The organism is Psychrobacter sp. LFX-11D, from assembly GCF_904846475.1.
Classification (GTDB): Bacteria; Pseudomonadota; Gammaproteobacteria; order Pseudomonadales; family Moraxellaceae; genus Psychrobacter; species Psychrobacter cryohalolentis.
The window spans coordinates 1-22,884 of sequence record NZ_CAJHAV010000016.1; the positions used below are offsets into that span (position 1 = coordinate 1).

At 43.4% G+C, this 22,884-nt stretch carries 17 protein-coding genes; 4 read left to right on the top strand and 13 right to left on the bottom strand.

The window, feature by feature from the left end; genetic code table 11:
- Nucleotides 1-217: 217 nt before the first annotated feature.
- From JMX75_RS10950 to rsmG, 10 genes are all read right to left on the bottom strand, one after another.
- A complete protein-coding gene (locus JMX75_RS10950; protein ID WP_011513403.1) occupies nucleotides 218-565 on the bottom strand; it encodes a PilZ domain-containing protein in 348 nt (115 codons plus the stop codon).
- Nucleotides 566-703: 138 nt separating this feature from the next.
- Nucleotides 704-1,822: a DNA polymerase III subunit delta' gene (locus JMX75_RS10955; RefSeq protein ID WP_201532338.1), complete on the bottom strand. Its 1,119-nt coding sequence runs from the start codon at nucleotides 1,820-1,822 to the stop codon at nucleotides 704-706.
- Between the two features lie 131 nt (nucleotides 1,823-1,953).
- Entirely contained in the window at nucleotides 1,954-2,760 is an 807-nt protein-coding gene (gene kdsB, locus JMX75_RS10960) for a 3-deoxy-manno-octulosonate cytidylyltransferase (protein WP_201532339.1), read from the bottom strand.
- 48 nt (nucleotides 2,761-2,808) lie between these two features.
- A complete protein-coding gene (gene lpxK, locus JMX75_RS10965) occupies nucleotides 2,809-3,927 on the bottom strand; it encodes a tetraacyldisaccharide 4'-kinase (RefSeq protein WP_201532340.1) in 1,119 nt (372 codons plus the stop codon).
- Nucleotides 3,928-3,929: 2 nt separating this feature from the next.
- Nucleotides 3,930-5,726: a lipid A export permease/ATP-binding protein MsbA gene (gene msbA, locus JMX75_RS10970; protein ID WP_201532341.1), complete on the bottom strand. Its 1,797-nt coding sequence runs from the start codon at nucleotides 5,724-5,726 to the stop codon at nucleotides 3,930-3,932.
- Nucleotides 5,727-5,857: 131 nt separating this feature from the next.
- On the bottom strand, nucleotides 5,858-6,289 hold the full coding sequence (locus JMX75_RS10975; RefSeq protein ID WP_201532342.1) for an ExbD/TolR family protein: 432 nt from the start codon (nucleotides 6,287-6,289) through the stop codon (nucleotides 5,858-5,860).
- An 88-nt stretch (nucleotides 6,290-6,377) separates the two neighbouring features.
- Nucleotides 6,378-7,106, bottom strand: coding sequence for a MotA/TolQ/ExbB proton channel family protein (locus JMX75_RS10980; protein ID WP_201532343.1), 729 nt, complete (start codon nucleotides 7,104-7,106; stop codon nucleotides 6,378-6,380).
- A gap of 92 nt (nucleotides 7,107-7,198) precedes the next feature.
- On the bottom strand, nucleotides 7,199-8,326 hold the full coding sequence (locus tag JMX75_RS10985; RefSeq protein ID WP_201532344.1) for a ParB/RepB/Spo0J family partition protein: 1,128 nt from the start codon (nucleotides 8,324-8,326) through the stop codon (nucleotides 7,199-7,201).
- Between the two features lie 154 nt (nucleotides 8,327-8,480).
- Complete coding sequence (locus tag JMX75_RS10990) at nucleotides 8,481-9,260, bottom strand: ParA family protein (RefSeq protein ID WP_201532345.1); 780 nt, start codon at nucleotides 9,258-9,260, stop codon at nucleotides 8,481-8,483.
- Between the two features lie 131 nt (nucleotides 9,261-9,391).
- Nucleotides 9,392-10,108, bottom strand: a complete 717-nt coding sequence (rsmG, locus tag JMX75_RS10995; protein ID WP_201532346.1) for a 16S rRNA (guanine(527)-N(7))-methyltransferase RsmG — start codon at nucleotides 10,106-10,108, stop codon at nucleotides 9,392-9,394.
- 374 nt (nucleotides 10,109-10,482) lie between these two features.
- On the opposite strand from rsmG, the gene JMX75_RS11000 reads away from it, so the two are divergent.
- The 3 genes from JMX75_RS11000 (at nucleotide 10,483) to JMX75_RS11010 (ending at nucleotide 15,412) form a co-directional block, all read left to right on the top strand.
- Nucleotides 10,483-13,410, top strand: a complete 2,928-nt coding sequence (locus tag JMX75_RS11000) for an ATP-binding protein (RefSeq protein ID WP_201532372.1) — start codon at nucleotides 10,483-10,485, stop codon at nucleotides 13,408-13,410.
- Nucleotides 13,411-13,518: 108 nt separating this feature from the next.
- On the top strand, nucleotides 13,519-14,655 hold the full coding sequence (locus JMX75_RS11005; protein WP_201532347.1) for a helix-turn-helix transcriptional regulator: 1,137 nt from the start codon (nucleotides 13,519-13,521) through the stop codon (nucleotides 14,653-14,655).
- Between the two features lie 91 nt (nucleotides 14,656-14,746).
- The gene (locus JMX75_RS11010) at nucleotides 14,747-15,412 is read left to right on the top strand and encodes a TerD family protein (protein WP_201532348.1); all 666 of its coding nucleotides are present in this window, start codon (nucleotides 14,747-14,749) and stop codon (nucleotides 15,410-15,412) included.
- Nucleotides 15,413-15,669: 257 nt separating this feature from the next.
- Here JMX75_RS11010 and JMX75_RS11015 read toward each other — a convergent pair whose 3' ends face one another.
- Nucleotides 15,670-16,647, bottom strand: coding sequence for an ion transporter (locus JMX75_RS11015; protein ID WP_020443260.1), 978 nt, complete (start codon nucleotides 16,645-16,647; stop codon nucleotides 15,670-15,672).
- Between the two features lie 576 nt (nucleotides 16,648-17,223).
- Between JMX75_RS11015 and JMX75_RS11020 the strand changes: the two genes are divergently transcribed.
- The gene (locus JMX75_RS11020; RefSeq protein ID WP_201532349.1) at nucleotides 17,224-17,859 is read left to right on the top strand and encodes an OmpW/AlkL family protein; all 636 of its coding nucleotides are present in this window, start codon (nucleotides 17,224-17,226) and stop codon (nucleotides 17,857-17,859) included.
- A gap of 161 nt (nucleotides 17,860-18,020) precedes the next feature.
- Here JMX75_RS11020 and JMX75_RS11025 read toward each other — a convergent pair whose 3' ends face one another.
- Both JMX75_RS11025 and aceE read right to left on the bottom strand, forming a co-directional pair.
- Entirely contained in the window at nucleotides 18,021-19,757 is a 1,737-nt protein-coding gene (locus JMX75_RS11025) for a 2-oxo acid dehydrogenase subunit E2 (RefSeq protein WP_201532350.1), read from the bottom strand.
- A gap of 22 nt (nucleotides 19,758-19,779) precedes the next feature.
- On the bottom strand, nucleotides 19,780-22,593 hold the full coding sequence (gene aceE, locus JMX75_RS11030) for a pyruvate dehydrogenase (acetyl-transferring), homodimeric type (protein WP_201532351.1): 2,814 nt from the start codon (nucleotides 22,591-22,593) through the stop codon (nucleotides 19,780-19,782).
- Nucleotides 22,594-22,884 lie beyond the last annotated feature (291 nt).

The following is a 22,884-nucleotide window of genomic DNA, read 5'->3' on the forward strand; positions in this document are numbered from 1 at the left end:
ATGTCGCCTTTTTCTATACTGTCAACGACGGCTAATTTAAAGCCTAAAGTATAATCTTTTTGAGTGCGCTTAACCTTTACAGTGTCTAACTTGTCCATGAATAAGCTCCTTTTTCGTAAACTTATTTCAGGACGGGACATTGCTCATAAAAAAAGCCTTATAAAGAGTTATAAGGCTTTTTTTATGCAGTTATTATAATTGCTGATAAATATTAAAACTACATAGTATAAGTAGCCTGCAAACTGTCGATCTTACCTGCCAATAGACGCTCAACTTCGTTCTTTATTCTTAATCCCGTAATGTCCGTGCCCATTTGGACTGCAAAACCTACTGGTCGACCACTTTGAGCTTTAGAATTAATCCAAACTACCTTGCCATTCATAGGCAAACGCTCGCTAGAATTGGGCAAAGTAACAGCAATAAAAACTTCGTCACCCAGTTTTTGCGCTCGATCAGACGGCACGAACAATGCCCCATTGGTAACAAAGGACAGATAGCTTGCATATAGCATATCTATGTTTTCAATATGACAGGTTAAAATCCCACCACGTCCTGGCATTGCCATAGTCAGCTCCCTTTATCCATGAGGTTTACAGTATTTTTTCACACAGGGTTATCTTGTATAGTATTAGAGTATAAATACTGATAATAAGTTTAGTGGCATACACTGATATGCGAGAGTATCTTTAAGCCTTGTTGTCTATTACAAGCAAGCCAAATCTTGCATCAGCTTATCATAGGCGAATTTTTCTTGCACGTTTTGTTGCAGCGCAATTTTTGTCTGTTGTAAGCTATGCGCAAACACCTCTAACCCACTATCAATAGGTTGATAATCATTTAAATTGATTAAAAAATTAATGTCTTTTTGCTGCGCTTCAAAGCCCAAACCAACACGGCGGATATCGATTATCATGAGTTCAGACAGCTGGATAAATTCGACAATACCAAGCTGGGTTTGCCAATAGTCACTTGCCGCCACGCTACTGCGCTTACCACTACGTAATGCCTGCCATGTCGTCAGCCATAGCGTGCGCTTGCTATACCATGGCGCTTGAGCCAGTGCCACAGCTGCTAAAGGCGCACCATTTGCTAACTGGATAAGCTGCTCAATGGCATCTGTACCAACCGCTTCACGATGAATATTGCTGCCCAATACTTTAGTCACATAGTCCACTGCGACAGCAGGGTCAATCGTTTGTAATGCCAATTGCTGAACGCGGCTTTTAATCGTTGGGAGCAACTGTGCAGGGGCATCACTAATCAGAAATAAATGGACTTGGGCTTGGGGTTCTTCCAAGGTTTTAAGTAGCGCATTGGCGGCGGCAATGGTCATTTTCTCAGCATGATCTAATACGCAAATACGCATTCCCTGCCCGCCTTGATAAATAAAAGGCTGCAAGGCACGAATATCATCCACCTTTATTTTTAATGACGCGTTACTAGCTGTCTTAGCAGATTTTTTATCTTTTGTACTATTAGTTAATGCTTCTTTTTGAGCGCTGCTATCAGCATTGACTGGCAGGCTGACTAGCGGTAACACTTGTAAGCTTGGATGCGTACCTGATCTAAGCCATTGACAGCTCTCACAATGCCCGCAAGCGCCGAGTGGATGCTCATCACGCCCGCGGCATAATAACCATGCCACCAATCGCCATACAAAAGCGCGCTTGCCCATGCCTTGCATGCCAGCCGCCAACAGCGCATGAGGTAAAGACTGCTGCGGCGCTAGTACCCGCATTGTCAGCTGCGACCAAAGTCCGTGTTGCCATGGCAATAGTGGCGCAAAATACATATCATCTGTCATATTTGTCAGCTCACTCATAGCTATCGCTTAATATCTTTCAATTAAAAATCTGTGTTAAAGCATAATTTCTAAGAGTAATTTGGAATAAAAGTAACGTTATAAAATTTAAGTGAAACACCGTTAATTATTTTCGCTTAGGCTATTCTGCATTAATAATCTTGGAAATCTGTCAAACTCATGGCATTTAAACGATCTAAATCTTCTTGCGTATCGACACCTGCAGGTAATGAGCAGGCGGCTTTAGCAATCGCGATATGTCCCCCATTTTCCAACACACGTAATTGCTCTAAGCTTTCTAGTATTTCAAGCGGCGTTTGTGACCAGTGGACAAATTGCTGTAGCAAACTGACGCGATAAGCATATAAGCCTAGATGACGATAGGCATTTTTTGGCGGCTGTTTATTATTCTCACTGGTTAATACAACGTCACGATTACAAGGAATCGGCGCGCGACTAAAATAAAGCGCTCGTTGTTGACCATTGGACGTCTGACTGACCACTTTAACGACGGATGGGCGCATAAAAGTATCAAAGTCTTCAATTGGCTCACACAAAGTTGCCATGACGCTCTTTGCATCTTGCACCAATAATGTTTTAACTTGCTCTAACAATAATGGCGGTACTAGTGGTTCGTCACCTTGCATATTAACCACTATATCATGGGCAGCCCAGCCTTTGATGGCAGCTACTTCAGCCAAACGGTCCGTGCCTGAAGCATGTTCACTGCTTGTCATCACCACATCAAATCCTGCATCTAGACAAACTTTTGCAATCGATTCATCATCGGTTGCAATACACATATCATCGGCAAAATCCGCCAATCGTGCCTTTTCAGCCACCCAAATTATCATGGGCTTGCCATGAATGGTTAATAATGGCTTGTTAGGTAGACGCGTACTTTTTAAACGTGCAGGAATGACGATATGAGTTTTGACGGGCATAAGGGCTGATGACATAATCTGTTCCTATAAAACCTTTTAAATCTTTATATGATAAACGCTATATTATTGCTTTCTCATGCTTATATCGATGTCCAAGGTTTGCAATTGCTGTTGTAAACTCTCGTAACAACTGTCTGACAATACTGCGGTCACTGGCAATACCCATAATCTGCTGACCAGCTCTTTATACTCATCACTCAGCGCTTGATTAATAATTGCTTGCATTATCGAAGTTCTTATTTTCACGGCATCTTTACTGGTGACAATAATAGGATGGTCAGTATACTGCAACAGTTCATCCAGACTAAAGTCATAATGATCAGGATAAGGATGCGGAATAACTTCAAAACCAAGCGCATTTAAAGTATCAAAAAAACGCTGAGGATACCCAATGCCGCTCACCGCATGTACCTGACTGCCTTTCTCAGGTGCCATGGCTACTACGGCTAAATTATCCATCTGATTATTAGATGACCACAACAGTTCTAAATCATCTGGTTGTAAATGCATCGTTAAATGCTCAGTTAGAAGGGTATTATGATCAGATTTATTGTATATCGATGATGCGTCTGGCTTGTGATGATAAATGACATTTGCATCCTTTAATCGTGAAATGGGTTCGCGTAAAAATCCTGTCGGTAGCAACTGTTTATTCCCAAACCCTCGCGCCGCATCTACGACAACCCATTCGATATCACGTTGCAGCGCATAGTGCTGCAAACCATCATCAGCTATAATAAGCTGTAGATCTGGATAAGCCTCTAGCAAAATAGCAATCGCTTGCTGACGGTTAGGAGATACGGCCATGGATGTCCCTGTCGTATTAACGATGAGACATGGCTCATCACCGACGACATTAGGGACGCTCTCTGTATTAACCAATGCTGGCATTTGGCTACTATCACCGCCATAACCGCGACTGATAACCCCTACTTTAATGCCTTGCTGCTGCAAATGTCGAACCAAAGCAATAATTAATGGTGTCTTTCCGCTACCACCCACTGTGATATTACCGATGACCATGACTGGAATAGGCGCACGGTAACTGGAAAAAACACCTACTTTATAAGCTTGGCGGCGTAGTACCATCAACAGTGCATACAGCCAACTCACTGGCAACAGTAGCCAAAGCCAAGCTGCTTTGCGTTGCCATGCACGTGTTATTGTCGTTTCAATATTCATAGTTATTCAAAATCACGCGCATACATCTGCGCATAATGACCATGTAATTGCATCAGCTCAGCATGGGTGCCAAGCTCAACAATCTGACCACCATCTAGTACAGCAATACGGTCGGCGGACTCAATTGTAGTCAATCGATGCGCAATAACCAATGTTGTGCGATTCTTCATAATATTATCGAGCGCTTTTTGTATATAATATTCTGACTCATTATCTAAAGCACTAGTAGCTTCATCCAATATCAAAATTGGCGCATCTTTTAGCAGAGCACGTGCAATCGATAGACGCTGACGCTGACCGCCAGAGAGTTGTAAACCTTCAGCACCGATTTCACTTTGATAGCCATTTGGCATTTGCATAATAAAATCATGAGCAAAGGCATCTTTTGCTGCTTGCTCAACTTCAGCTGGAGTTTTATGAGCCAAACTGCCATAAGCAATATTATTAAACACAGTGGTATTAAACAGTACCACTTGCTGATTGACCATCGCAATCTGGGCACGTAAGCTTTCAAGCTTAATGTCTTCAATGGGCATACCATCGAGCGTAATCTGCCCTGAAGAAGTGGTTAACGTACGTGTGAGCAAATTGACTAAAGATGATTTACCCGCGCCACTACGTCCAACGAGCGCTACTGTCTCGCCTGCACGTATATCCAAATTAAAGTCGTGTAGTGCCACGGTTGAGTCTGGATAAACCAAGCTGACATTATCCAGTTTAATCTCACCTGCTAAGGTAGGACTAAGCACACCAGTATCCACCTCTTCCGGCTCATCTAATAAAGCAAATATCGATTCACCAGCCGCCAGCCCTCTCTGTAACTGTTGATTGACATCCGTCAATGAGCGTACTGGCTTACTTAAGAGACCTGCTGCTGCGATATAAGAGATAAACTGACCTGCTGAGATATCGTCTATCACCGCAGGGCGTAATGCTAGCCAAACCACGACTGCCATTGCCATTGCCATCAATAACTGTACTGCTGGGGTATTGATACTATTGGTCACAACAACCTTCATACCTTGGCGCAGGTTTTTCTTAGATGTCACATCAAAGCGCTTGGACTCGTATGCTTGTCCGCCATAATTTTTGACCACTTGATAACCATTGATGACTTCATTGGTGATATGACTGACATCACCCATCGTTTCTTGGATACCTTTGGAAAGCTTCAAATAACGCTTTGACGCCACACGGATAAGCCATAAAATCGGTGGCAGCACAACGAATAAAATCAGCGTCAAACGCCAGTTGCTATAAAGCAAAAAGCCCATCAAGGCAACCACGGTCAGACCGTCACGTAATAACGTTTTCATCGAATCGGTGCTAGCAGCGGTCACCTGCTCAACATCAAAAATAAGCTTAGATGAAATCGTCCCTGCCGGATTGGCCAAATAGAATGAACTTGGCAAACGCAGTAACTTATTAAACACCTCTACGCGCAGCTCATAGACCAAATTTCGCGACACCAACGCCGTATAGTAATTACCCAAAAAGCTACCCACACCGCGCACAAAGAACAACATCACAATAATAAACGGAAATAAATCCTGCTTACTTTGATCGTTCTGATTGATAGCATCGGTGATGTATTGCAAGAGTTTGGCAATCCAAATCTCGGTGGCGGCATTAATAGCAAAACCGATAATGGTAAGCAATATTGCCCACCAGTATGGTTTTAAATAAGCCAGTAAACGCATGAGCGTCTTGCGTTTAGGCGGATTTAACGTCGCCACTGTTGGTGCTACTGGTGTTTTAGCAGAAGTTTTTGTAGAGTCAGGTTGGTAAGCTTGGCTCATAAAAGCCTCAATATAGGTATAAGAACGAGAGTAAATGGCATTGATAAAGCAGTAACTTACAATGATGTATATAGCCATAAAAAAGAGTGATGGTGCTTAATACTGAGAACACGCTATAAGTTTATTCAGATTTATTGCGGTAACGCTTGACCAAGTGGTACAACGGTACTGATGTTTATATTTAAAAAGCCCAATTTGCCAGCGATATCCATCACTCTTACCACTGATTGATGTGTGGCATTGGCATCAGCGGCAATCACAAATAGCATATCACGATTACTGCCCGCCTCTTGCTGCAACATACTGGTGAGTTCTGCTTCATTGCTGCTGGCAAGGGTAATACCATTGACCAAATAGCTGCCATCTTCTTGCACAGCTACCTCGATACTGTTTTTGTCTTCGGTCAATGCCACCCCTTCAGCTTCAGGCAAAATAATGTTTAAGCGGCTAAAATGATTGAATGAAGTTGCCAGTAGCAAAAACATGATTAAAAATAATAAACAATCAATCATCGGGGTCAGATTAATTTCAAGCGGCTCAACAGTCGGTTTTCTAAAGCGCATATCACTCTCTTCAATATAATGCTAATGTGCTCGATACATGATTCTCATAACGCTAATATCTTGATGTAAAGGATACTCAAAAAAATAACTATAAAGTAGCGGTCACGGCTTTATCTAAACCTAAGCCATCAATTGAACGCTCACCTTCTACAGGATTATCAACCACTATATTTTGCACAGGCGTATTGAGCGCATAATTATGCTCTAACAATTGATAGTCATACAGTTCTTGAACCATCAGTCCTGCTTGGGTTTCAAACTGTGCATTGATATCGATGATACGGCGCTGGAAATATCGATAGGCTACCAGCGCTGGGATAGCAACTATCATACCAGCCGCTGTGGTAATCAGGGCTTGCGACACCCCTGCAGCAAGCATCGTCGGGTCTTGCATTGCGCCATCAGTAATGGCCAAAAATGAAGAGATAATACCTAGTACCGTGCCCAATAAGCCAAGCAGAGGCGCAATCGCTCCGATCGTACCAAGCATGTTGATGTTTTTTTCTAATTGATGCACCTGTACACTGGCGCGGTTTTGCATATGCATCGTCATCGACTCTAAGCCGTATTGACGATAAAGCAAACCCGTCGCTAGGATATCACCTAGAGCGGTCTTTTCTTTGACATTCATTAGCTGCGTACGACCGATATCACCATTTTCACGAAGGCGCGTTATCAGCTGCTCACGCAATCTATTTGGGGCAACTTTGTTAAACTGTAAAGTATGACTACGCTCTATAATAATCACTAATGCCAAAATAGAGCACAACACGATAGGTGTCATCAGCCAACCACCCGCTTTTACCAACTCCCACATACGAACTCTCTTTTATATTTTTATAAAAATGGTTGTCATCAAGATAACTTAACAAGATAATTCGAACAGCGATTACAAACGCAGTCAATACCTTAAGCCTGTGCTTCTATATGCTTAATTAAAGCGGCTAATTGGTCTTGGCTATGGAAGAATATCTCGACGCTACCCTGCCCATCTTTTTTATGCTTGAGCTTCACTTCTGCACCTAACATATCTGTCAGTCTTTGTGTTAAACGCTCGACATCGCGAGATTGCCCTTGTTCGGTGCGACTCACTTTTGGTGCTGGCTGCAAAATAGATTTAACGAGTTTTTCAGCTTCGCGTACGGTCATACCGCCATCGATGATTTTTTGGGCGATGATAGGCTGCTGATCAGAAGATAAGGCTAAAAGTGTGCGCGCATGACCCATATCTAGAGCATTGGTCGCCAAATGATCTTTGACCGTGTCATGTAATTGATTTAGACGCAAGAGATTGGATACCGTCGTACGTGCTTTACCGACGACTTCTGCAATCATGGCATGACTCATACCAAATTCGGTATGGAAACGCTGTAACGCTGCAGCTTGTTCAATGACCGATAAGTCTTCGCGCTGAATATTTTCAATCAACGCGAGGGCAATCGCCAGCTCGTCTGACAAAGCACGCTCAATCGCTGGAATGACTGACTTGCCTGCCATTTTTGCCGCACGCCAGCGGCGCTCACCAGCGATAATTTCATGCGTAACCAAGGCCTCACTCTTGTCTTCATTCGCCAATAATGGACGAATAACGATCGGCTGCATGATACCATGCTGTTCGATAGAAGATGCCAATTCTGCCAGTGCCGTTTCACTCATATCACGGCGCGGCTGATACTTGCCCGCTTGCAAACGCGTGACATCGATTTGCACCAAACTGATTTGGTCCTCAGACCCGCTATTTTCTGTACTATTTACACGATTGCTCTTAACCGCAGTTTTATTTATCATACGCGGTGTGCGAGCTTTACGCAGACTATTGTCTTTTGGCTCAGAAGCAGCAGATTGAGCGGACGTAGAATTCGTATTGATTGCAGTTTCAGCAGCATTGCCCGTCGCTTTTGTCTCAGCTGGCAAAGCATCCTCGCGCGCAGCCATATCGTCTTGCAAGGCAGAGGCGGTAATTTGCTTTTCTTTTTTGATTGACCCTAATAAGGCATCCAAGCCTCGATTGGCAGCCAACCCTCTTTTCTTCGCCATGATTACCTATCCTCTAACGCTAAAATAAAAGCCAAATGTTTTTAAATTTAATAATGAATACAATGTTCAATGTTCAATGTTTTGTTATTTAGCTGATTGCTCTAATGATCCATTACTTTTTTATCATTCGTCATTTTGTCTTATCCTAAGATAACTAACGACTTTGTTTTATGACTTCAGCGGCCAATTTTTGATAAGCACGTGCGCCCTTTGACCATCTCTCATAAGCAATAACCGGTAGACCATGCGCAGGCGCTTCAGCCAAGCGGATATTTCTTGGAATAATGGTTTGATACATAACGTCGCCAAAGTGCGCCTCTAACTCAGCAGACACATCACGGGCGAGCGTATTACGCGCATCGAATAACGTTCTGACCACGCCGCGAATATAGAGCTTAGGGTTCAATTCTGTTAAACGCTCTATCGTTTGCGACAAATCCGCCAACCCTTCTAGCGCATAATACTCACATTGCATTGGAATAATAACGCTATCAGTTGCCACCAAAGCATTAATCGTCAATAAGTTTAAGCTTGGCGCGCAATCTATAATCACATAATCATAGGCGGGTTTTTGTGCCACTGCTTGCGCATCAATCAAATCTGCCATTGCCGTCTTAAATAACTCATGGCTGTTGGTTTTGCTCATTAATGTGATGTCCATACCCGCCAAATCACGATTGGCACCGATGACATCAAATCCTGCAGGGCTACTGACAATAGCGTCAGATAAAGATACGCCATCAAGAAGCACATCTGCTATCGTCAATGCGAGCTCATTTTTATCGATGCCCGTACCACTAGTGGCATTACCCTGTGGGTCTAAGTCAATGAGCAGTACGTGCTTGCGTTTGGCAGCCAAGCTGGCGGTCAAATTTACCGCCGTTGTGGTCTTACCCACGCCGCCTTTTTGATTCGCAATCGCTATGATTTCCATACACTCACTCAATTTAATTAGGATCTATTACTGATTTTACTAACGGGCTCTTTTACTGAAGGCATAAACATTAGCACAAAGGATGTTTCACCATAAAAACACAGTTTTATGGTAAATGCTGTGCTCATAGCTTAGACATTTTTATGAGACAATTCAATTAAATGACGACTATCATGTAAACGTGGCACATTAAGTTTAATGGTCTTAATCTGCCAATTATCATCCAACGCTTGCAGCTCCTCATCGCTCGGAGCCTTACCTTTCATCGCACATAAGTAACCACCATCTGCTAATCTGGGCTCTGCTGAGTCAACAAAATCTATCAAACTGGCAAACGCACGCGAGGTGACCACATCGTAGCTGGCCTCATGCGCCTCAATGCGCGAGGCGATGGGCTGCACGTTACTCAGACCAAGCTCGCTGCTGATTTGCTTAATAAAACGAATTTTTTTCTGATTGCTATCAAGCGCGGTACATGAGCGCTCAGGCTGGCAAATCGCAATAATAACCGCCGGTAAGCCTGCGCCCGTGCCGATATCAAGCAGCGACCCTGATGGTAAATGCGTTATAATAGCCAAGCAGTCGATAACATGTTTGATAAGTGCCTCTACCGGATCAGTAATGGCGGTCAGATTATACGCTTTATTCCATAATAAAAGCTGGTCTAAATACAATAATAACGTGCGTTGCTGCGGCGCGCTCAATGCTAGACCGAGCTCTTTTATCGCTTGTGCCAAGACATTTGCCAATGTCGGTAATTGCGTGCCAAGCTTTACAAAGCCAGTTGGATCAATATGGATATTGCCTGTGCTAACAGATGATGCAGCGATTTTAGTAGTGTCTGACATACAAGGAATTATCCAGTTTTGATACGTGAACCGTCTATTTTATCATGCAGGCTGCCCATTGAATAGTTACAGATTGCGCCAATGTCCGTCATCTTATACTATCTACACTGACAGTGAGCCGTTATTCTTCTTGTAAGTCGTAAAGTTATCATATCGAAGTTAAGGTAAGTGCATTCCTATTAAATAAAACCTTCATCTACCTATGATACAAAACTGCGCTTAATGACTTATTTAAACTATGGCTATATCTTGTAAGATGTTCTATCCATTATTAAAAATTGACCATAAATATTTAAATATAAAAACCCAGTACTAAAACCAAGCATTAAAACTCAATGACCATCCAACTACTAGAAACGACTGATCATACACTTATGACTGAAGAGCCCAACATACCCCTGAATAAAGACCAACAAGACATCACCGATAATACCGCTGATGCTATGACGCCTATTAGTGATTCAAGTGATAAGCATTTATCTAAAGAGCCGTCAGCTAATAAAGAGCCGTCAGTAAGTAAAGAATCCCTGAATAACAATGCTTTAGCTAAGAAGAAATTAGATCAAAGCTTAAAACGCAAAAGAACGGCTCATAAGTCTGCAGAAAAAGAAAATAACCCCGACACTGCGGACACACCTATGACGCCTCACCCTATATTTACAGAGGTCTCACAGCGCTGCCTCATCGCGGCAAACCAACTTAAACGTTATAGTAAACCTAGCCTACTGCCAACCGATACCCGCAGCGCCCCAGATTTAGATATTGGTTTTGGGCAACAGCGGGCGCTTAAGGCATTGCATACGGCACTCGATATTCATGCTAGTGGCTATCATGTGTTTGCGGCTGGTGAAAATGGCTTAGGCAAACGGACAGTGATTAGTCGCTTGCTCAGTCTTATCGCAGCCGATGCACCGACGCCGGATGATTGGGTATATGTACACAATTTTACTGATCCTCGTACGCCATTAGCCCTACGCTTACCTGCTGGTCAGGCCGCTGTATTGCAACAACAAGTCAATACTCTGTGGCAACAAGCCAAAAAACGACTGAGTCAACGTTTTCGTAGCGACCAGTATCAAAGCAAAATTGAAGCCATCAAAAATGACACCCATCAAAAAGAAAGCCACGCCTATGATGCGCTCAATGCTGAGGGCAAGCAGTATGATTTGGCGTTAACCTTTCGCTCATTTGATAATAAAGCCGTTTTTGTTCATCCAAGCCAGCTTGCCGCAGAAACGAGCGAGATGGATGATAAAGAAGGCAAACTCTCTCATAGCCGTAAAAATAATAACCTTATCGATGACAATAAGGAAGCGGCTACCGCTAGCGCCGATGAGAGCGATGTTAAAGCTGGCAATAAGGCATACAGCAGTGAATATGAGACTGAGCTGAATAATTTTGCGCAAAAAAACCATATGCAAAAACGTCTTAGCCAGCTGACCATTGCTTTAGAGCAATTAGAAGATGAAGCTAATGATGCCATTGAATCATTACATCGCAATATTGCAAAGCGGGCGCTGCAGCCGTTATTCACACCTATTTATGAGCAGTTCAGCGCTCATCCAATTGTCGTTGAGTATCTAAAGGTAGTCTTTGCTGATATGGTTACTCATGTCGAGCGTATCGTCAATGGCGATGATGAAGAGTTTGTAACGGCGCTGCTTGCCACGACGCCTAGCCGCTATGCTGTCAATGTCGTTATCAGCCATGAGCCTGACAGTGGTGCGCCGGTTATCCTTGAAGACCTGCCCACTCATCTAAACCTCTTGGGTCATGTAGAGCAAATTACCCAATTAGGCACGGTCACCACCGATGTCAGCATGATTCGTGCCGGCGCCCTACACCGCGCCAATGGTGGCTATCTGTTGCTAGAAGCCAGTCATCTGCTTGAGCACCCTTATGCGTGGCAGGGTCTTAAGCGTGCACTGCAGTCTCGTAAAATCAAACTCTCAAGCCTTGAGCAAATGCTGACCTTAACAGGCAGTTTGTCTTTAGCGCCTGCACCGATTGAGCTTGATATAAAGGTTATTTTATTAGGCGAAGCTGATTTATATTATGAATTATTAGAGCTTGAGCCAGAGTTTGATGCGGTATTTAAGGTACGTGCTGACTTTCATGATGATGTAGTGCGCACCCATGAGCACGAGCTGGCGTTGGTTGGAAAGATGGCAGACATCATCGACTATGCCAATCTTTATCCGTTTGATAGAAGGGCACAGGCTGCGCTGCTTGAGCATTTAAGCCTACAAGCAGAGGACCAAGATCGTCTAAGTCTGCACAGTGACTTACTTATTAAACTGTTGCATGAATCTAATCGCCATGCGCGTTTGGGCGGACAAGACATCGTCAGTGCCAAGCACGTAGTGCAAGCGATTGAGGATATGGATGAGCGCTCAGGCTATTTGCGCGACCTCTATTGGGATGAGCTCAAAAACGGTCAGCAGCTTATCCAGACCCAAGGAGAGGCGGTTGGACAAGTCAACGCTTTAACCGTGGTGAGTTATGCCGATAGTGAGTTTGGTATGCCTGCCCGTCTCACGGCGGTTATTCAGCCAAATATCGGTACGGGTGAAATTCTAGATATCGAGCGCGACGTTGATTTGGGCGGCAGCTTACACGCCAAAGGCATGCTGATTATGACCAGCTACTTACGGGCGTTATTTAGTCAGCACCACGCATTAAATTTTAGCGCCTCACTGGCTTTTGAGCAGAGCTACGCGCATATCGATGGTGATAGCGCAACTGTCAGTGAAGGCTGTGCCCTATTGTCTGCCTTAGCAAACGTACCGATCAATCAATCTCTTGCGATCACAGGGTCTATGAATCAGCTTGGTGAAGTACAAGCCGTCGGTGGCATTAATTCCAAGATTGCTGGCTTCTTTGATGCCTGCCGCGAGCAAGAATTGACTGGACAGCAAGGCGTAGTCATCCCGATGGCAAACGTCAAACAGCTTATGCTGCGTGATGACATTATTGCCGCTGTCAAAGCGGGCAGTTTTCATATATATGGGGTGCACACGCTGAGCGAAGCGCTCACATTAATGACGGGCTTGCCTATCGATACGATAAATAAGAAAGGTCGCTATCGCAAAGAGACACTGTTTGGTAAGGTGTTAAGTCGTTTGATGCTATGGGATGAAAACCAAAACACAGATGATGATATTGATGATAAAAAATCAAAAAAGAAAGCCAAAAAGAAGCGTCAAGCCAAACGGCAAAAAGAAGAAGACAAGAAAAAAGCAGTTAATAAAGACAAAACGCTTGATGAAGACAATGGCATTGCCACAGACGAAGCACCCTAGACGTTATGCTGCTTTTCTGCGATGATAATCCACTGCTGCCGTCGTGCTCATATTAATATCAATAACCGACTGCCTTCATACTCGTGATTTTACAAAGGTTATCTTTTTATGACTGTATCTCATATCGACACTGCTCATACCAACAATGACAGTCTCGACTCTCAGCTTGCCATTGATGAAGGGACGCATACTGTTGCGCCTTTAGACAATAAAACCTCTGATGATACAGCAGATAGTCGTCATGGCGCTGCGACAACTGCGCGGCAGTGGCAAGTATTGTCGCAATTGCAGCGCAATCGCTGGGTCGGCACAACCCATGTCTATGAACAGCTGATATTGGCAGGTTTTGATATCAGTTTACGCACAGTACAGCGCGACCTAAACGCCCTTGCCAAACGCTTTCCTATCGAAAAAAACAACGCCAACCCGCAAGGCTGGCGCTGGGAAGACGATGCACCACTACAAAGCTTACCGCATATGAATTTATCGCAAGCAGTCGCCTTTAATATGGTAGAAGCCAATCTAAGCCAGCTGTTACCGCCAGTTATTTTAGATGAACTATTCCCTTGGTTTGATTTGGCACGGCGCCAACTTAAAAACAGCAAAGTCACTCATTCATGGATTGACAGAGTTCGTATTGAGCCTGCGACCCAGCCTTTGATTGCCCCGCATATTGATTTGGACAGTAAAGACAATATTTATCATGCGCTGTTTTATCAATTACAAATCAAAGCCTGCTATACCCGCAGCAATAAATCCCAAGCCAGCGAATACATCCTAAACCCTATCGCTATTATCCAGCGCGGGGTGATTATTTATCTGCTCGCAACCCGGACTGATGATAGCGAAAATATCATTCGCACCTTTGCCTTACATCGATTTGCCACGGTTGAGATATTAGAGAGCGCCGCAAAAACCCCTGACAACTTCCAACTGGATAATTATCTAGATGCAGGTGGCATGGGCTTTAGCCATCCCCTATTTAGTCAATTGCCCAATCATGGCAAATACACAGCGATTGAGCTACAATTTACCAAACAAGCAGGCAAGAGCTTGACCGAAAGTAAGCTCAGTGATAACCAAATTGTCACCATCAATAGCGATGAAAGCTTGACCATACAAGCAACCGTGAATCTCACTTCTCAGCTGGTTTGGTGGTTACGAGGTTTTGGTAATGGGCTGCTAGATGCCAAGCCAGAGCTATTACATCAAGCAGTATTGGATAAAGAATTAGATAGCCACTAATCCGTCTTTACGTTGTCTTTATTACACTTGTATAGCTGCCTTAGCTACCTTAACAATTCATAAAAAAATCCAAGCATCAAAAAGGAATACTATGTCGACCACTACCCCATCACCACTACTTTCAGACAGTTTAAGAGGGTTAGGTCTAGACGCAGGGACTTTGTTTTTTGGTCTCAATTATGAATTTACCAAAGTTGAGCAAAAAGGCTTATTTAAAAAATTAAAAAAGCGCTTTAATAAAAATGCAAACTCCATGGATCTTGATTTGGCTTGCGTGTTATATGATGACAACTGCACCATCAGCGACATCGTCTGGTTTAAACAATTGCGTGACAAAGCCGAATCGGTTCGCCATCAAGGTGATAGCCTCAATGGCAAAGACCGCGGTACAGAAGCGATGTACCTTGCACCCCTTGATCAAGAGCAAATCAGACTGTATTTGGATGAAATTCCTGCTCATATCACGCACATTGCTTTGATTGCCAACTCCTATTACGGACAGCCCTTTACCAGAGTTAAAAAGGGTGAGATTCATCTGAGTGATGATGAAGGTAACCGCTCTTTTGAGGTTAATTTAAAGCAGCTGCCGCGTGATTGCGTGACGCTTTGGGTGGCAGACTTGCGCCGAGAAGTAGATGACTGGCATTTGACCTTACAGAACCTGCCACTCCCTGCAACAGATTTGGCAGTAGCGGCGCAACAAGTGGCGCACGAATTGGCACGCGCCTTGCCTATTCCACAGGCAATCTATAGCTAAGACACTGCGTCGCGCTAAATTAAAAATGGTCAATCGCTATACAAAGCCATTGACCATTTTTAATTTTATATATAGGCGATTCGATATAGAAGAAGGCCTGTGATAACTGATATAGTTAAAATATCTTAAAAAACGCTACAGTGCTGCTGGTATAAATTTTTTGCAGCCTCTGTCTGTGTAGGCACAGCAAGCAAGAAAAATTAATATCAGCAGTACTTGATGTATCAATATTACTTTTCCCTGACTATAGTCCTTTACTATAAGCGCTCACCGCAATGTGGACAAAAATTCTTTTGCTGCACGTCTCTTTCACGGCGCTCAAGCTCTTGCTCACGCAGCACTTGCAGCACAATATCCTGCGCTTGCTCTTTATCTAAGCCAAGCTCGCGGCGGATTTTTTCAATCATCATCTGATTTTGAACCAAATCAAAATCACTATCAATCAGTTGTCCCCTGAAATCCTGCTCAAGCTCTTCACGGCGCTGACTGAGCTCATTTGCCAAGCCAGTTGCCAAAATACCAGCAGGTAACGCTGCTAAACCAACGCCCAATATAGTAATGATAGCGCCTAATATTTTGCCAGCATTGGTAATCGGCGTCACATCACCATAACCTACCGTTGTTAGAGTAACTACCGCCCACCACATGGCTTTTGGTATCGATTCAAACTCCTCTGGCTGTGCATGATTTTCTACTAAGTAGATACCACTAGAAGCGGTCACAATCATGATTATTAAGATAAAAATAACCGCTTGGAAGGAGCCTTTTTCCTTACTAATAACCACCAACAAAATACGCAATGAGGCAAAATAACGAGTCAACTTAAGAATACGAAACAGACGTAAAATACGCAAGAAACGCAAGTCTATACTGACAAAGAAGTTCAAAAAGGCAGGGACAATGGCAATCAAATCAATCAATGCAGATGGACTTCTTAGCCAATCCCAGCGCTGTCGCCATGTAGTATTGCTTGGCTTAGCTTCAGCAACGCTCCATATGCGAAGCAAATATTCAATAGAAAATATCACAATAGAAAAATTTTCAAACCACGTAAAGTATTCTTGATAAGGGTAGTACCAAGTATCAACAGACTCTGCAATCACCGCAGTGACATTTGCCATAATTAAAAAAATAAGGAAATAATCAACACAGCGACTAAAGAGCGTATCATGCTCATCGTTTTGCAAAATATTATAGACAAAAAGACGCAAGCGCCGTATAGATTGGAATAACATGCCGTCCCTATGCGGTGTAACACCGAGCTTGGATGAACAAAAAAGCCGTTATGAGAGTCTGATTATACTAACTTTGTATAATAAATGTAGACAACCAAAACCAATATGATAGCAACGGCGAAAAACGCTATGCGCAATAACCGCTCTTCAGCGCGCCACTCATGACTACGTTTTTGGGCAGGTAGCAAGGATAAGCCACAGATCGGGCAACAAGAATCTATTTGGTCTAACACTATCAATGAGAGAGCGTTGTCACAGCGCAGTGGAGAATTACTACAGTAGCCAAGCATAATAAATAACCGATCCCTTTATAAAATAATGGCATATCAATAATAGCAAAAACCTACAATCAAAATAGGTTATGTCATAAACTTTAACGTATCCAAACCTTTCTGATTGTAACTTTACGCATAAATATCTGAACGTTCCGCTTAATACCTTACTACTAGTAAGGTATTTGTACTATAATAGATAGCAGATGTTACAGGTTAATCCCTAGCCTAACATTATATGTTGCTAACTTATGACATCCCTCATGAGCTAGCGACCATTATCTAAACGTTGAGGAATTAAACGATGAAACTACAATCCCTAGTTTTAGCCGCTGCTACTGCACTTACTATGACCACTGCTTTTGCTGTGCCTGCAGGCACTTGGACAGTTGCCGCTGGTGCGCATTATGTTGATCCTAAAAATGATAATGGTGATGTCACTATAGGGGGCACAAATTATGCTGTAGATGTTGATGGCGATGTCCGTCCAACCATCAGTGGTGAATACTTTATCGCTGATAACGTTGGTGTTGAACTACTCGCTGCCATTCCATTTCATCATGACTTTACCTTAACTGATGCCTTAAATAATGAGATCACTGGTAGAACTCAGCATTTACCACCAACGCTTTCTCTACAATATCACTTCGATGATTATAACCTATCTATGAATGTAAAACCGTTTGTGGGTGTTGGTGTAAACTACACGATGTTCTTTAAAGAAAAAGCAAACGTTGTAGGTACTGAATTAAAGCTTGATGATAGCGTTGGTGTTGCTGGTCATATCGGTCTTGATATCCCATTTGCTGCCACTGAGTCTTTCCGTATTGATGCCCGCTATATGGACATCAAAACTGACGCTACTTTAAATGGTACTGATATTGGCAAAATCGACATCAGTCCTTGGGTTTATGGCATTGCCTTTGTAAAACAGTTCTAATTTATCAGAATTATAAGCTAAATAGCATAAATAGAAAGCCAGCGATAAGCTGGTTTTTTTGTGTCTGTTATTTATCTATATTCTGCTTAAATAACAGACACAAAAAAAAGACCACCCGAAGATAGTCTTTCTTTTATATAAAATTTAAGTAATACTAAAATTTATAGCAAGATACGACGCGGGTCAGCAAGCAATGTTGCAACATAACGCGTGAATACTGCCGCATCAGCCCCATTAATCACACGATGATCATATGATAATGACAATGGCAACATCAAGCGCGGTTCAAAAGTTTGCTTATCAGCATTCCATTTCGGTTGCATAGTCGCTTCTGATGCCCCCAAAATACCAACTTGTGGCCAGTTTACCAGTGGCGTAAACGCCGTACCACCCAAGATACCTTGGCTTGAGATAGTAAAGCTTGCGCCTTGCAAGTCTTTAGTACTTAGCTTTTTATCACGGGCTTTGATGGCCAACTCGCCGATTTCAATCGCAATTTGCTTAATACCTTTTTCGTGAGCATTTTTAATCACTGGCACGATTAAGCCATCATCTGTTGCTACTGCAATCCCCATATTTACGCTTTTACGTAGGATGACTTGGGTATTGTCGTCACTTAAATGACTGTTAAAACGTGGATGCTGGGTCAATGCATAAGCCGTTGCTTTGACAATAAAGGCTAAAATTGTCAGTCCAACACCTTCAGCTTTCATACTGCCTTTAAGCTCACTACGAAGCTGCTCTGTCTCAGTGATATCAGACAAATCAAACTGCGTCACCTGTGGCAAGTAAGTGTTGTAATTCAGCTGTGGAATCGACACCTTTTGCAAGCGAGTTAAGTCTTGGGTTTCTGTTTCGCCCCAAATCTCAACGTTACTCATATCAGGTAAGCTTGGTAAGCTGGCTCTAGATACACCGGCTCCAGTATCGGGTGCAGCTTGTTTTGTCGTCAAGCTTTGCTTTACATGAGCAAACAAATCTTCTTTTAAGATACGTGCATTCAGTGCTGAACCTGTTACTTGGCTAATATCTACACCCAACTGACGGGCAAGTTTACGCACAGCAGGACCAGCATAGACATCAACCATTTTTTCATTGACTTGTGCTTCGGTCAGCTTATTACCTGTACTGCTCGTTGCAGTAGTTGTAGTATTAACTACTTGTTTAGGCGCAGTCGTTACTTCCTTGTCCGCTTTCTGGCTCGAATCTACCTTTTGTTCGCTAGCCGCTGGTTTTGCATCTTGCGACTGCTTATCTTCTACTTTGGTTTCACTTGCAGCATCAGCATTGTCTGAGCTTTGAGCGATGATGACAATAAAGTCTTGCCCATTGGCAACCATATCGCCTACTTGTATCAGTATTTTCTCAACTTTGCCGGCTTGTGGCGCTGGTACTTCAACCGACGCTTTATCTGACTCGATCAGCAAGATAGACTGATCAGCAGTGACCATATCGCCAACACTGACCATAATCTCAGATACTTGCGCTTCATCGACGCCTAAATCTGGGAGCGCATGCGTGGTCGCTGTTGCTTCTTGCTCAACAGGTTGATCAGTATTTGACTCAACGGCTACCTTATCGCTCTGCTCTTCTTTTTGCGGTTCTTCTTGCTCAGTATCAAGAGATTTCTCTTGAGTGTCAGCAGCAGGTGTTTCTACGCTTTGACTGTCAGTCTCGCTTTCAAGCTCGATTAGCACCATACCTTCACTGACTTGATCACCAATCGCAACACTGATTTTAGTCACTTTACCAGCAGCAGAGCTTGGCACTTCAACTGAAGCCTTGTCTGACTCAAGTAAAATAATATTATCGTCTTTTGCAATGACATCACCAACTGCAACCATAATTTCACTGACTTCGGCGCTATCGACACCCAAATCGGGGGCTTTAATGTCCATTTTTCATTTCCTTGTCTTATGGTTATTTTTCTTCGACATCATTATTATTAAGTAAGGTTGCATCGGCTTGATCTTCGGCGCGACCTTCACTGCTGATTTCATCATCATCTTCAGCGACAAACTCAGGTACAGGAATCGGATTGATGTTGCCAGGTGCTGGAGCGTCTGGAGAATAGTCATAATATGGCTGTTGCTGCCATGCAGGCGGATGATCGATATCGATATTCAAGCTAGAGATCGCGTCTTTAACCAGACGCATTTCTACTTCGCCTTCATCAGCCAAGCGTTTTAGGGTAGCAACAACAATATGGGCGGCATCAACGTTGAAGAAACTACGCAGATTTTCGCGGGTATCAGAGCGACCATAACCATCAGTACCTAGTGTGGTATATGGGCGGCTATCTGGCAACCAAGCACGGATCTGTTCTGAATAGTTGCGCATATAATCCGTTGCGGCAACGACCACACCTTCGTGCGGTGCAAGCTGTTCAGTAATCCATGGCACGCGCTCTTCATCCATTGGATGTAGACGATTATAGTCATCACACGCCATACCATCACGTGTCAACTCATTAAAGCTGGTCACACTCCAGACGTTCGATGTGATATTAAACTCGTCTTTTAAGATACGTGCCGCTTTTTGCACTTCACGTAAAATAACACCAGAACCTAATAACTGAACTTGCGCAGAACCATTATCTTCTAGCAGATACATACCACGTTTGATGCCTTCTTCAACGCCTTCTGGCATTGCAGGTTGCTCATAGTTCTCATTCATCACGGTGAGATAGTAATAAATACGCTCACCTTCAGCATACATGCGGCGTAAACCATCATGCATAATCACTGCCAACTCATAACCAAAGCACGGATCATAGCTCACGCAGTTAGGAACGACGTTGAATAAAATTTGCGAATGACCATCTTGATGCTGCAAGCCTTCACCATTTAACGTCGTGCGACCTGCCGTAGCACCAAGTAAGAAACCCTGTGCTTGACAATCACCTGCCGCCCAAGCCAAATCACCAATGCGTTGGAAACCGAACATAGAGTAGTAGATGTACATCGGAATCATCGGTAGCGCATTCACTGAATAACTGGTTGCCAGCGCAATCCACGCACTCATTGCACCCGCTTCGTTGATACCTTCTTCTAACATATGACCATCGATGGCTTCTTTATAACCCATCAAGGCTTCACTGTCTTCAGGTGTATACTTTTGACCAACGGCAGAATAAATACCCAATTGACGGAACATACCTTCTAAACCAAAGGTACGCGCTTCATCAGGTACGATAGGTACAACGCGATCTTGGATGTCTTTGTTCTTTAGCATTGCTGATAATAGGCGCACAAACACCATGGTGGTTGATTGCTCTTTACCGTTACTACCTTTTAAAACCCGATCAAAGATAGATAAATCAGGGATATTCAAAGGAATATGACCACTACGGCGATTTGGCAAATGGCCACCCAAGGCTTCACGGCGACCTTTTAGATACTTCATCTCTGCTGAATCTTCAGCTGGACGATAGAACGGTAGCGTTTCTAACTGCTCATCAGTAAATGGCAAATCAAAACGGTCACGGAAGTACACCAATGCTTCTTGATCAAGCTTCTTGACTTGATGCGATTTGTTAACCGCTTGGGTGGTGGATAGACCATAGCCTTTGACGGTCTTCACTAAAATAACCGTCGGCTGACCTTTGGTTTTCATGGCTTCACTAAACGCGGCATAAACCTTCATCGGATCATGACCACCACGGTTCAGACGTGAAATATCTTCATCCGTTAAGGCATCTGCCATCTCTTTTAATTCAGGATACTTATTAAAGAAATGCTCACGGGTAAATTTGGCATCGCGCGCTTCATATAGCTGATACTCACCGTCGACTGTCTCTTCCATACGGTGTTTAAGGACACCAGTATCATCATTAGCAAGCAGACTGTCCCAGTTACCGCCCCAAACCACTTTAATCACTCGCCAGCCTGCACCGCGGAATACGGATTCAAGTTCTTGAATAATTTTACCATTACCACGAACAGGACCATCGAGGCGCTGCAGGTTACAGTTAACGACCCAAATCAGGTTATCCAGCTTTTCACGACCAGCAAGAGAAATAGCACCTAAGCTTTCTGGCTCATCTGTTTCACCATCACCTAAGAACGCCCAAATCTTACGACCTTCTGACTCTAGCAGTTTGCGGTTTTCCATATAGCGATGTACATGGGCATGGTAGATTGACATGATAGGACCTAAGCCCATCGAAACCGTTGGGAACTGCCAATAGTCCGGCATCAAATAAGGATGTGGATAGCTTGATAACCCTTTACCACCGACTTCACGGCGGAAATTATCCAACTGATCTTCAGTCAAGCGACCTTCTAGATAAGAACGTGCATACATACCTGGTGCTGAGTGACCTTGATAATAAATCATATCGCCGCCGAAATGATCGCTGGCAGCACGGAAGAAATGGTTAAAACCAGTTTCATATAGCGTCGCACTAGAAGCAAATGAGGCTAAGTGACCGCCCAAATCGTCATCGTTTTTATTGGCGCGCATCACCATTGCCAAGGCATTGTAGCGAATCAAGGCGCGAATCTTGCGCTCGATCGTCAAGTCACCTGGGTACATGGGCTCATCTTCAACGGCGATAGTATTGATATAGGCCGTATCTAAACGGTTAAATGGTAGGCCTTCTTGCACCCCCATATTATATAAGGCTTTCAATAAGAACTGCGCACGATCTTTATCAGCATGCTTAATCACAGACTCAAAAGCTTGCAGCCATTCCTGCGTTTCGCTGCTATCAGCATCCTTGTAATAATTCATCTTCTCTAATCCTTTTTTATCAGTCATCCCTACACGGTGGCAGGGTATTATTAAATCACAGAGTTATACATATTTTCGTAAGCAAACGATTTACCTAATGCCTTCCTTGCTGCATCTCGTCATTCCATTATATGTCTTGGCTATTACAGACCAGTTGCTCATAATCAGCAACTGTAGCTTGGCATGGGGTTCAAACAGACATCGTAGTAAAAGTAAACGACAGCCGATATGCGACTTTCATCATCAAATGATATTGACGCTCTATTATAGGGGTTTATTCACGTATTGTTT

Bases quoted from the DNA above. Each gene is read 5' to 3' on its own strand.
- JMX75_RS10950 (WP_011513403.1), bottom strand. From the start codon at position 565: ATGGCAATGCCAGGACGTGGTGGGATTTTAACCTGTCATATTGAAAAC.
- JMX75_RS10955 (WP_201532338.1), bottom strand. From the start codon at position 1,822: ATGAGTGAGCTGACAAATATGACAGATGATATGTATTTTGCGCCACTA.
- kdsB (WP_201532339.1), bottom strand. From the start codon at position 2,760: ATGTCATCAGCCCTTATGCCCGTCAAAACTCATATCGTCATTCCTGCA.
- lpxK (WP_201532340.1), bottom strand. From the start codon at position 3,927: ATGAATATTGAAACGACAATAACACGTGCATGGCAACGCAAAGCAGCT.
- msbA (WP_201532341.1), bottom strand. From the start codon at position 5,726: ATGAGCCAAGCTTACCAACCTGACTCTACAAAAACTTCTGCTAAAACA.
- JMX75_RS10975 (WP_201532342.1), bottom strand. From the start codon at position 6,289: ATGCGCTTTAGAAAACCGACTGTTGAGCCGCTTGAAATTAATCTGACC.
- JMX75_RS10980 (WP_201532343.1), bottom strand. From the start codon at position 7,106: ATGTGGGAGTTGGTAAAAGCGGGTGGTTGGCTGATGACACCTATCGTG.
- JMX75_RS10985 (WP_201532344.1), bottom strand. From the start codon at position 8,326: ATGGCGAAGAAAAGAGGGTTGGCTGCCAATCGAGGCTTGGATGCCTTA.
- JMX75_RS10990 (WP_201532345.1), bottom strand. From the start codon at position 9,260: ATGGAAATCATAGCGATTGCGAATCAAAAAGGCGGCGTGGGTAAGACC.
- rsmG (WP_201532346.1), bottom strand. From the start codon at position 10,108: ATGTCAGACACTACTAAAATCGCTGCATCATCTGTTAGCACAGGCAAT.
- JMX75_RS11000 (WP_201532372.1), top strand. From the start codon at position 10,483: ATGACTGAAGAGCCCAACATACCCCTGAATAAAGACCAACAAGACATC.
- JMX75_RS11005 (WP_201532347.1), top strand. From the start codon at position 13,519: ATGACTGTATCTCATATCGACACTGCTCATACCAACAATGACAGTCTC.
- JMX75_RS11010 (WP_201532348.1), top strand. From the start codon at position 14,747: ATGTCGACCACTACCCCATCACCACTACTTTCAGACAGTTTAAGAGGG.
- JMX75_RS11015 (WP_020443260.1), bottom strand. From the start codon at position 16,647: ATGTTATTCCAATCTATACGGCGCTTGCGTCTTTTTGTCTATAATATT.
- JMX75_RS11020 (WP_201532349.1), top strand. From the start codon at position 17,224: ATGAAACTACAATCCCTAGTTTTAGCCGCTGCTACTGCACTTACTATG.
- JMX75_RS11025 (WP_201532350.1), bottom strand. From the start codon at position 19,757: ATGGACATTAAAGCCCCCGATTTGGGTGTCGATAGCGCCGAAGTCAGT.
- aceE (WP_201532351.1), bottom strand. From the start codon at position 22,593: ATGAATTATTACAAGGATGCTGATAGCAGCGAAACGCAGGAATGGCTG.